We start from the raw sequence: 10831 nt of genomic DNA, 5'->3' as shown, positions 1-10831 counted from the left end.
CAGCCGGGACCCTGCTCGGCCCTCCGCCCGTGACACCGCCCCGCCGCCTGCCCCCGGGCAGGCGGCACAGGACCACCCGCCCGCCCCAGCCGGCCGAAACCGGTCGGAGAACACGCAAGGGAACGCCTGATGAACCGTCACGAACCGTCCACTGCCACCGCTCCGACCCCGTACGAGGGCCGGCTGGCGGAGTACACCCTGAGCGCGGACGAGGCCGCCGAACTGGCCCAGGCCGCCCACAAGATCGCCGACGACTGCGGCAGTCCGCTGGACGAGGAGTTCTACGACCGGGCCTGGCAGTTCGACCGGATGCTGCCGGTCGGCCTGCAGTCCTTCCTGGCCGACTTCCGCCGCCGCGAGCCCGCCGCCGCCTGCCTGGTGCACGGCCTGCCGGTGGACGACACCGAGCTCGGCCCGACCCCGGCGCACTGGCGCGACGCGATAGCGCTGGAGTCCGCCCGCACCCAGGAGGCCATGCTGGCGCTGGTCGGCATCGCGCTGGGCGAGCCCTTCGGCTGGGCCACCCTCCAGGAGGGCAGCATCATCCAGAACATCCTGCCGATCCGCGGCGACGAGGACCGGCAGAGCGGCTACGGCAGCGAGGCCCTGCTGGAGTTCCACACCGAGGACGGCTTCCACCCCAACCGCTGCGACTACCTGATCCTGCTTGGCCTGCGCAACGCCGACGCGGTGCCGACCATCGTCGCCTCCGTCCGGGACGTCCGACTCGACGACCGCACCCGGGAAGTGCTCTCCCAGGACCGGTACCACATCCTCCCGGACACCGAGCACATCCGGCAGCTGGAGACCTCGGACCCGGACCACCCGGCGCTCGCCAAGCTCCGCCGGATGGCCGACGACCCCGCGCCCACCAGCGCGCTCTTCGGCGACAGCCTCTCCCCGTACCTGCGCATCGACCTGCCGTTCATGCGCTGCGTCGGGGACGACCGGGAGGCCGTCGAGGCCCTGGACCGGCTGATGTCGGAGCTGACCCGGGTCCAGCAGGAGGTCGTGGTCGGCCCCGGCACCCTGCTGGTCGTCGACAACTACCAGGCCGCGCACGGCCGGCGCTCCTTCAAGGCCCGGTACGACGGCACCGACCGCTGGCTGAAGAAGATCACCGTCAGCCGCAACCTCCGCCGCAACCTGGCCGGTTACGCCCCCGACCGGCACCGGGTCATCGTCTGATCCCGGCGGGCCCTCCCCGGCCCTCCCCGGCCCGATCCAGGCCTGATCCCGGCCCGACCCCAGCACCCGCACACCCAGCCGGGACCCGGCCGCTCCGGCGGCCGGGCCCGGCGTCTTTCGAAAGGCCCTCGCCCATGCGCACAGTCATCGTCTCCGGCGCCTCCAGCGGCATCGGGAAGGCCACCGCCGAGCGGTTCGCCGCCTCCGGCGACCACGTGGTGAACCTCGACGTCACCAAGCCCGAGGCCCCGGCGGCGGGCCTGGACGGCGGCCCCGGCTCGGTGAGCTTCCTGGAGGTCGACGTCGCCGACTGGCAGGCGGTCAAGGAGGCCGTCGACGCCGTGCACGCCGCCCGCGGCGCCCTCGACGTGGTGATCGCCAACGCGGGCATCAGCATCCGCGGCGGGGTGCTCGAACTGACCGAGGCCGACGTGCGCCGCGCCATCGACGTCAACCTGGTCGGCGTGCTCGCCCTGTGGCGGCACTCGGCCCCGTACATGATCGAGCGGGGCCACGGCGTGCTGCTCGCCACCGCCTCGGTCAACGGCAGCCGCGGCTACCCGCTCTACGCGCCGTACAACGCCACCAAGGCCGGTGTCGCCTCGCTCTGCCAGACCTTCGCCATGGAGCTCAGCCCGCTGGTGCGCACCGCGTGCGTCACCCCCGGCGCGGTGCTGACCCCGATGCAGCGCGCCGAGTACACCGACGCGATGCTCGACGAGGTCAACGAGCGCATCCCGGCGCGCCGGCACGCCTCCCCGGAGGAGATCGCCGGGGTCTTCCACTTCCTCGCCTCCGACCAGGCGAGGTTCGTCACCGGCCAGGAGTTCGTGGTGGACGGCGGCGAGACGGCCGGCGCCACCACCGCGTTCTTCCCCGGCCCCCTCGCGCCGCGGCCGCGGCCCGACCAGGACGCTCCCGAAGGCGGCAAGTGACCATGGACACCCGTCCCGTCCAGGACCCCGACGAGCTGGACCGGATCGACCTCGCCGATCCCGTCCTGCACGCCACCCGCGACCTCACCGAGGTCTGGCGCCACCTGCGCGACAACGCCCCGCTGTACCGGCACCGCGACACCGAGCGCGGCGAGGGCTTCTGGGTCGTCACCCGCAGGGAGGACATGGAGACCCTCTACAAGGACAACACCTCGTTCACCTCGGCGCACGGCAACATGCTGGAGACGCTGCAGGCGGACAGCGACTCGGCGGTCGGCCAGATGCTGACCGTCACCGACGGCCCGGACCACACCGCGCTGCGCGGCATCCTCACCCGGCCGTTCACCCCGCGCGCGCTCACCGCCACCGTGGAGGCCGCCCGCAACGGCGTCCGGCAGCTGATCCTCGAAGCCACCAAGGCCGAGCGGTGCGACTTCGGCCAGGACGTGGCCGCGGACATCCCGCTCGCGGCCATCTGCGACCTGCTCGGCGTGCCCCAGGAGGACCGCCCCAAGCTGATCCCGATGACCTCCGGCGCGCTCGCCGCCACCGACGGCTCACCCTCCGCCGAGGGCACCTGGGCGGCCCGCAACGACCTGCTGCTGTACATCTCCGAACTGGCCCGGCTGCGCACCCGCGAGCCGGGCGAGGACGTGGTCAGCGTGCTGGTGGAGCAGAGCGTCGGCGACCGCAGGCTCACCCGCGAGGAGGTGATCTTCAACTGCTACAGCATCATCATCGGCGGCCTGGAGACCACCCGGCTCGCCATGGTCGGCGGCGCGCACGCGCTGGCGCACCACCCCGAGCAGTGGGAGGCGCTGCGCAGCGGCGCGGTGTCCGTCGACGCCGCCGTCGAGGAGATCCTGCGCTGGACCACGCCCACCCTGCACAGCGGCCGCCGGGCCACCGCCGACATGCTGCTGCACGGCGAGTTCATCGAGGCCGGCGACATCGTGACGATGTGGAACGGCTCCGCCAACCGGGACGACCGGGTCTTCGACGCCCCGGACGAGTTCCGGCTGGACCGCCCCAACGCCGGCAAGCACCTGACCTTCGCCCACGGCCCGCACTACTGCATGGGCGCCTACCTGGCGAAGGCCGAGCTGGCCGGGATGCTGGAGGGGCTGAAGGAGCACGTCTCCGAGATCCGCCCGGCCGGGGAGCCGACCCGGGTCTACTCCAACTTCCTCAGCGGCTACGCCACCATGCCGGTCACCCTGGTGCCCAACTAGCCCTCCCGGTACGGAAGAAGGCGAGGGAGGCGGCTCCGACCCGAGGTCGGAGCCGCCTCCCTCGCCTTCCGGGGGTCAGCCCTGCGCGCCGCTCTCCAGCACCGCCTCCAGGCCGAAGTACCGGCGGCTGACCCGGCAGTCCTCCATGACGGCCTCCAGCCCCGGCAGGTAGGCCTCCCGCTCGTCCAGCACGACGTCCCGGTCCAGGCGCTGCAGCAGGCGCCGGAGCACCAGGACGAGCCAGCCCGCGTCCGGCGCGGTGCCCCGGTTGTGCAGCCAGACGCGCACGCAGGAGGCGGCGGCGTGGAAGACGCAGTGGTCCTCCGCGGTGCGCGAGCCGGCCACCGAGGCTGCCTCGATGCCGTGCTCCGCGATCCGCCCGTACAGCGCGGTCCGGCGGCGGTCCAGTTCGGCCACCACCTCGGCCAGGTCGCGGTCCTGTCCGGGCGGGCACTCGGCCGCGGCGACCTCGGCCAGCCGCTCCACCGCGGTGCGCCAGCCCCGGGTGATCTCGTCCTGCCCGTTGGTCGACAGCGCCAGTTCGTTGCCGTCGGGCTCCCAGACCGGGGCCTCGGCGGAGAGGTCGAACAGCCGGGCCAGCAGCTCCTCGGAGCCCTCGGCGGCCCGGTCGGCGAGCGGGGCGAGCGCGGCCAGCTGGGTCGCGATGTTGAACAGGTTGACGTGGGTGGTGCCCTCGAAGATCGAGGTGATGCAGTGGTCCCGGCGGATCTTCTGGAAGGCGCCGGAGGCGACCAGCTCGCGCAGGTAGCTGCGCGCCGCGAGCACCTTGGACATCTGCTCCAGGGTCTCCTCGCCGATCACCGGCACCAGGTACTTGACCACCGAGGACCAGAGCGCCAGCCGGGCCGGGGCGACGGTCAGCGCCCGGGCCACCGGGATCGCCACGCAGTCGGAGATCAGCAGGTCCAGGTGCGCGTCGACGAGGTGCTGGCGGACCACCGGGAGGCGGTAGATCTCGGCGCCGTACAGCCGGCGCTCGTGCGCGTAGTCCAGCCCGATCCGCAGCGCCGCGTCCATGCTGCCGAGGGACATGCCGCCGATCGCGGTGCGGGTGATCTGCAGGGTGCGGACGGTGTCGATCATCGCGCGGCCGGGCCGTCCGATGACCGCGCCGTCGGCGGGCACCCGGGAGCCGGTGAAGCGGACGCCGCTGACGTCGTGGCCGCGCAGGCCGAGGGCCCGGACGATCGGCTTGGGCTCGACGCTCTCCGGGTCCAGCTCCCGCTTGTCGACCAGCAGCAGCATCGGGCCGCGCGGGCCCTGGGCCAGCACGGTGTAGAAGCGGGCCCGGTTGCCGTTGCCGACCGGCCACTTCTCGCCGTCCAGGACGTAGTGCCCGCCGTCGAGGACGGCGGTGGTGGCGGTGGTGGTCAGGTCGCTGCCGACCTCCGCCTCGGAGATGCCGAAGCACAGCTTGTCCCCGGAGGTCACCGCCTCGGCGATCCGCTTGCGCTGATCGGGCGTCCCCCAGAGCCACACCGGCTGGCAGCCGAGCATGCTGGAGCCGAACATCACCGCCATGGTCAGGTTGCGGCGTGCCAGCGAGCGGGTCACCGCCAGCACGGACTCCAGGTTGAGCATCCGCCCGCCGGCCACCGCCGGGACGAGCCGCTCGGGCAGTCCCCAGTCCAGGAGCAGCCGCTCCGCGCCCGGCGGGACCTCGTCGAGTTCCTCGTGCCGCACGACCTCGGCGAAGGAGAACGGTCCGGACGGCGCCAGCGGATCGCCCAGCAGGCCCTCCAGCTCGGCGGTCAGGCTCCGGGTCGGACGGGGAACGGAATTCGGCTCCATACGGCTGGCTCCTGTGCACGGGAATACGGAACGCCCGACGGTGTTCCGGTGCAGTGTCGCCAGGTGGCCTTCCGTCGTCCCAGGCAGGGGCGCAGGCAACTCATCATGCCTGCAAGTTGCCCAGTGAGTGCCTCGTTATTCGCGGGCGTTCCGTCCGAGAGTATCCGTGTGGCAGTACGTCAATCCAAAGGGGCCCGGCGGCGATGAATACCGAAATCCACGGCGAACGGGAAACCGTGCTGTTCACCCTGGACAAGACCAGGGAGAGTCTGATGGAGGTCGACGCCGGGTTCAAGGCAAATCTCAACTGGAACTACGGCGAGCGCAACAATCGGCTCTGGGCGCTCTACGAGAAGAGCAAGATCGCGCAGTGGAACGCCGCGACCGATATCGACTGGAACCACGAGGTCCGGTTCGGCGCGCAGTTGGACGAGGGGCAGAGCACCGGTCTGCAGAACTTCCGCGGTGCGGGCAGCCCGGTTCCCGAGGAACTGATCAACCAGTTCCGCTGGGAGTACCTCTCCTGGATGATCAGTCAGTTCCTGCACGGTGAACAGGGCGCGCTGGTGACCACCGCCCGACTGGTGGAGACCGTGCCCGACATGGAGGCCAAGATCTACGCGGCCGCCCAGGTCGCCGACGAGGCGCGGCACGTCGAGGCGTACGCCAAGTACATCGACGAGAAGCTGGGCAACTCCTACCCGATCAACCCGGGCCTCAAGTCGCTGCTGCGCGACCTGCTCTCGGAGTCCGACTGGGACATCGTCTACCTCGGCATGCAGGTCATCGTCGAGGGCCTCGCGCTGGCGGCGACCCGGCTGGCGGGCACCGGCTTCGGCGAGCCGATCATCACCCAGATCACCCGGATGATCGCCCGCGACGAGGCCCGGCACATCGGCTTCGGCGTGGTCTCGCTCACCGGCATGTACGAGCAGATGAACAGCAAGGAGCGCGCCGAGCGCGAGGAGTTCCTGCTGGAGTCGATCTTCCTGATGTCCCGCCGCTTCCTGCTGCGCGAGGTGTGGGAGCGCATGGAGCTGGACGTCGAGCGCGGCATCACCTTCGCGATGAACGACCCGATGATGTTCGGCTACCGCCAGCTGCTGTTCCAGCAGGTGATCCACATCCTGCGGCAGGTCGGCCTGCTCAGCCCGAAGCTGCGCGACCTCTTCCTCAGCGAGCACCTGGCCAAGCCGGAGGCCTTCGTCGGCGTCAACTGACCGCCGGGCGACCGCACCCCCGTCACTCGAACGAAGCGAACGACAGAACGAAGCGAACGACAGAACGACGAGAACGACGAGAACGAATCGGAGGAGCCGCGTGCCTGCGCAGCGCGACGACGTCGTCATCACCGGGCTCGGCGCCACCACGCCGTTGGGCGGCGACGCCGGGTCCACCTGGAAGGCACTGCTCGACGGGGTCTCGGCGGCGGTCGCGATCGCCGACCCCTGGGCCGCGGACCTGCCGGTGCGGATCGCGGCCCCGGCCGCCGTGGAGCCGGCCCCGCTGATCGACCGGGTCCAGGCCCGGCGCACCGACCGTTCCGCCCAGTTCGCCCTGCTGGCCCAGCGCGAGGCCTGGCTGGACGCGGGCTTCGGCGCGGCCGCGGGCGCGCCGGGACACCCGGAGTCCGAGCGCCTCGCGGTGGTCATCGGCAGCGGCATCGGCGGCCTGAGCACCCTGCTGCCGGCCCACGACCTGATCCGGGCCGGGGACACCCGCCGGGTCTCGCCGTTCACCCTGCCGATGCTGATGAACAACGCCGCGGCGGCGCTGTGCGCGCTGGAGCTGAACGCCACGGCGGTGGCCCACGCGCCCTCGACGGCCTGCGCGGCGGGCGCCGACGCCATCGCGGCCGCACTGGACCTGATCCGGCTGGGCCGGGCCGACGTGGTGGTGGCCGGCGGCACGGAGGCGGTCATCAACCCGATGGCGATCACCGCCTTCGCGGCGATGAAGGCGCTGTCCCGCAACAACGACGCCCCGGCCTGCGCCTCCCGGCCCTTCGACAAGAAGCGGGACGGCTTCGTCCTGGGCGAGGGCGCGGCGGTGCTGGTCCTGGAGTCCGGCGCGCACGCCCGTCGGCGCGGCGCCCGGATCTACGCCGAGCTGGCCGGGGCCGGGGCGAGCGTCGACGCCCACCACATCACCCGCCCGCACCCGGACGGCGAGGGGATGGCGCGGGCCATCCGGCGGGCGCTCACGGACGGCGGGGTCGAGCCGGCGGAGGTCGGCCACGTCAGCGCGCACGCCTCCTCCACCTCGGTGGGCGACGCGGCCGAGGCGCTGGCGATCCGGGCCGCGCTCGGCGGCGTCCGGCCGGCCGTGTCGGCCGTGAAGTCCTCCGCCGGGCACCTGATCGGCGCCTCCGGTTCGCTGGCCGCGGCGATGACCGTCCTGGCCCTGCACCACCGCACCGCTCCGCCCACCATCAACGTGGACGACCTGGACGACGCGATCGACCTGGACGTGGTCCGGCTCGCGCCCCGGCCGCTGCCCGCCGGGCCGCTGGCGGCGCTCACCCAGAGCGCGGGCTTCGGCGGGCACAACACCGTGCTGGCCTTCCGCGCCGGGGCGTGAGCCCGCTCCTCCTCCTGCCCGTGCTCACGGGTCCGCCCCCGCGCCAGGTCGGTTCCTGGCCCGGGGGCGGTGGCGTAGCGGCGTGAGGAGGGCGGGGCGGTGGCGCGAGGTCAGGACGCCGGCGGCCAGTCGCCGCCGAGCGGGACGACGATGGACTGCAGGTGGTCGACGGTCGGCAGGACGCCCTCGCCCTCGTCCAGGAGCTCCTGGACGAGCTCGGTGATCTCCTGGACGGTCTCCAGCGCGGAGGCGCGCTCCTGGGGGAGGCCGTCGAACTCGAAGACGTCCTCAAGGGTGAGACCCATCTGGACCATCGCGAGCGAGTGGTAGCCCAGCTCGCTGACGAGCTTGGTGTCCGGACCGATCCGGTCCTTCTTGGTCGGGGCGATGAGGTTGACCAGCTGGCTGATCACATCAGGGATCTGGGCGGAGGCGATGTCGGTCATACATGGATCGTCGCCGCGCCGGGGCCCGGCCTTCCAGGCATCGCCTCCGGCAACGACTCGGCAAGATCGAACGTTCGGTGACCGGACCGCCTCCGGGGGTGACGGATTGCCGTCGGTTTGCCTGGAGAATGTTCCGGTCCGCCCCCTATGCTCGGTGTCATGGACACCGATGTGCCGGCGAAGTCATCGTCAACTCCCTGGATCGTCGGCCGCGTTGAGACCTCGGAGCGGCGGCTTCGGGTGATCTGCCTGCCGCAGGCCGGGGCCGGCGCGGGCGCCTTCGCCGGCTGGCGCGCCCATCTGCCGGCCGGGGTCGAGCTGGCACCGGTGGAGCTGCCCGGCCGCGGAACCCGCGCCGAGGAGCGGCTGCCCGACTCGCTGGCGGAGACGGCGGAGCAGCTGTTCGCCGCCCTCGCCGGGGAGTTCGACACCCCGTTCGTGCTCTTCGGCCACAGCCTGGGCGGACTGCTCGCCCATCAGGTCACGCTGCTCCTGGAGCGGCACGGCGGCCCGGCGCCGCTGGCGACCGTCGTGGCGGCCGCGCGCGCCCCGCACCGGCCGCCGGAGGCGAAGCTGTCCGAGCTGCGCGACGTCGAGCTGCTGCGCTGGCTGGTCGCGCAGGACGCTGTCCCGCGCGAGCTCTTCAGGTACCCGGACTTCCTGCGCACCGTCCTGGCCGGGATCAGGAAGGACTTCACGCTGGCCGACGGCCACGTCCTGCCGGCCCCCTCCCCGGTGCGCACCCCGTTGCACGTCCTCGGCGGTTCCGAGGACTCCGTGGCGCCCGCCGAACACCTGCACCACTGGTCCGCATGTGCGGCGGGGGAGTACTCCCTGGCCGTCCTGGAGGGCGGCCACGACTTCCCGCGCACCACCCCGGCCGCCGTGCTGGCAGCGCTCAGAGGCGTTCTGCCACAAGGCACTTGGCCCGACCATCACCCTTAACACCACCGAGGTGGCTCAATGACGCTGTTGGCATCCTGGGGATCCCTGGCCGCTCAGCACTCGCCTTCGGACGACACGGTCTTCGCCGTTCTCAACGTGGCGTTCATCGTCCTCATCACGGCGATCGTCCTCGTCTCCCAGTTCAGTGTCCGCGACGTCAGAGCCCAGACCTTCCTGTGGGTCGCGATGCTCGTGCTGCGTGGGTTCCTGCCGCCCGGCCCCGCCGAGGCGAAGACGACGAGCGTCGTCTTCCTGGTCATCGGGCTGGCGTTCTCCCTGGTCTTCGGCTACTACCGTGGTCTGACGATGCCGATGTGGCGGGACCAGACCGGCCGGCTGCTGCGCAAGGGCGGCCGGACCACCGCCAAGCTGTGGGTGGCGAACCTGGCCGAGCGGCTGGTCGTCGGCGGCGTCGAAGTGGTCTTCTTCCACGGCCAGTTCAACGGCAACGGGGTCTGGCTGGGGGTCGGCGTCACGCTGGCCGTCCAGCAGGGCGTGATGATGCGGCGCGCCCCCGGCATCACCGAGGTGCGGCCCACCGGCCCGGGCCACACCATGCCCGCGGTCGCGGAGAGCGAGTCGGGAGCCAAGTAGGCACCAAGTGACGGCCAGTCAATTCCATTGAGAAGACGAAGAAGTGCTCCGGGGTGATCAGTCCCGGAGCACTTCGGTGTCATCAGTCGGCGAGCGGCTCGAGCTCGAAGATCACGCTGTCCGCCGGGGTCACCACGCGGTGCGCCTCGACCAGGCGCCAGCCGCCCTCCTCGAACACCCCGTTCCACTCCTCCAGGGTCGGCAGGTAGGCACCCATCATGCGGTGCGCGACCTCGAAGCCCAGGGTGAAGACCGGGATCTCGGAGTCCGGGATGTCCGTGGTCATCGCGGTGTCGCCGAGCAGGAAGCGCTTGACGTTCGGGAACGCCTTGCGCAGCCCGCGCAGGGAGGCGATGCAGTTCTCCCGCGGCCAGAAGTCGTGGCCCATCAGGAAGGAGGTCAGGAGGTCGACGTCGGCGAACTCCGGGTGCGGCTGCGGGTTGGTGGCGTCGTCCTTGACGAAGGACACCTTGCCCTCGAAGCCGGCCTCCTTGGTCGAGGCCCGGGCCACGCCCAGCGCGCCCTCGGCGATGTCGATGCCGAGGCCGGTCGCGTTCGGGTTCTCCCGCAGCACGCTGATGATGCGCTCGCCGCTGCCGCAGCCGAGGTCGGCGATCTTGCTGAACTCGCCGACCGAGCCGAGGGCCTTCTTGAACACCGGGTCGAAGAAGTTGGCGTTGATGTCGCGGCAGGCGATCGCGATCGCGGCCGAGTCGCGGCGGTAGAAGCTGCCGACGCGGTTCTCGTTCTTCAGCACGGCCGGCATGTCGGCGAAGAGCGCCGCGCAGCCGCGGGACAGCCAGTGGTAGAACGCCTTGGCGCGGTACACCTCGGCGAAGTTGACGTCGGTGACGATCAGGGCGCCCTGCCGCTGGACGATACGGACGCTGGCCAGGGCCTGGAACATCCCCTCGACCGCGAACTGGTCGAGGTCGTTGCGTTCCGAGAACTCGGCGACGTCCAGCTTGTCCTGCTCCGCCAGCTCGTCGAGGGCTCCGACCTCCCAGGCGGCGCCGATCGCCGAGGAGGCGACGGTAGCGTTGAAGATGTCGGCGGCGGTCATTCTCGCCGCTCCGAGCACGAGGTTGTCGGTCATTTC

The 10831-nt window shown here is 71.7% G+C and carries 10 protein-coding genes; 7 read left to right on the top strand and 3 right to left on the bottom strand.

The features are described 5' to 3' along the window. The first annotated feature begins 129 nt into the window (after positions 1–129). The 3 genes from gntD to IE332_RS00665 all read left to right on the top strand — a co-directional run bounded on the left by gntD (position 130) and on the right by IE332_RS00665 (position 3355). Positions 130–1188: a guanitoxin biosynthesis L-enduracididine beta-hydroxylase GntD gene (gene gntD / locus IE332_RS00675; RefSeq protein ID WP_189913062.1), complete on the top strand. Its 1059-nt coding sequence runs from the start codon at positions 130–132 to the stop codon at positions 1186–1188. Between the two features lie 134 nt (positions 1189–1322). Continuing rightward, positions 1323–2123, top strand: a complete 801-nt coding sequence (locus tag IE332_RS00670) for an SDR family NAD(P)-dependent oxidoreductase (RefSeq protein WP_189913061.1) — start codon at positions 1323–1325, stop codon at positions 2121–2123. Positions 2124–2125: 2 nt separating this feature from the next. Further along, positions 2126–3355, top strand: a complete 1230-nt coding sequence (locus IE332_RS00665; protein ID WP_189913060.1) for a cytochrome P450 — start codon at positions 2126–2128, stop codon at positions 3353–3355. 75 nt (positions 3356–3430) lie between these two features. On the opposite strand, the gene IE332_RS00660 is transcribed toward IE332_RS00665, so the two are convergent. Beyond that, a complete protein-coding gene (locus IE332_RS00660) occupies positions 3431–5167 on the bottom strand; it encodes an acyl-CoA dehydrogenase family protein (protein ID WP_189913059.1) in 1737 nt (578 codons plus the stop codon). Between the two features lie 203 nt (positions 5168–5370). On the opposite strand from IE332_RS00660, the gene IE332_RS00655 reads away from it, so the two are divergent. Together IE332_RS00655 and IE332_RS00650 are read left to right on the top strand one after the other, a co-directional pair. Then, positions 5371–6387: a ferritin-like domain-containing protein gene (locus IE332_RS00655; protein WP_189913058.1), complete on the top strand. Its 1017-nt coding sequence runs from the start codon at positions 5371–5373 to the stop codon at positions 6385–6387. A gap of 100 nt (positions 6388–6487) precedes the next feature. Then, on the top strand, positions 6488–7747 hold the full coding sequence (locus IE332_RS00650) for a beta-ketoacyl-[acyl-carrier-protein] synthase family protein (protein ID WP_189913057.1): 1260 nt from the start codon (positions 6488–6490) through the stop codon (positions 7745–7747). A 110-nt stretch (positions 7748–7857) separates the two neighbouring features. Here the strand turns inward: IE332_RS00650 and IE332_RS00645 are convergent, their stop codons facing one another. Further along, positions 7858–8193, bottom strand: coding sequence for an acyl carrier protein (locus IE332_RS00645; protein ID WP_189913056.1), 336 nt, complete (start codon positions 8191–8193; stop codon positions 7858–7860). 159 nt (positions 8194–8352) lie between these two features. On the opposite strand from IE332_RS00645, the gene IE332_RS00640 reads away from it, so the two are divergent. Then, positions 8353–9138 carry a thioesterase II family protein gene (locus tag IE332_RS00640; RefSeq protein ID WP_189913055.1) on the top strand — a complete coding sequence of 262 codons (786 nt, stop codon included), beginning with the start codon at positions 8353–8355 and terminating at the stop codon, positions 9136–9138. An 18-nt stretch (positions 9139–9156) separates the two neighbouring features. Beyond that, on the top strand, positions 9157–9732 hold the full coding sequence (locus IE332_RS00635; protein WP_189913054.1) for a hypothetical protein: 576 nt from the start codon (positions 9157–9159) through the stop codon (positions 9730–9732). A gap of 82 nt (positions 9733–9814) precedes the next feature. Here the strand turns inward: IE332_RS00635 and IE332_RS00630 are convergent, their stop codons facing one another. After that, entirely contained in the window at positions 9815–10828 is a 1014-nt protein-coding gene (locus IE332_RS00630; protein WP_189913053.1) for a methyltransferase domain-containing protein, read from the bottom strand. Positions 10829–10831: the final 3 nt, after the last annotated feature.

The sequence above is a fragment of the Kitasatospora xanthocidica genome (assembly GCF_014656195.1).
In the GTDB taxonomy this organism is placed as follows: domain Bacteria; phylum Actinomycetota; class Actinomycetes; order Streptomycetales; family Streptomycetaceae; genus Kitasatospora; species Kitasatospora xanthocidica.
This window is presented reverse-complemented; position numbering and strand designations above follow the sequence as displayed.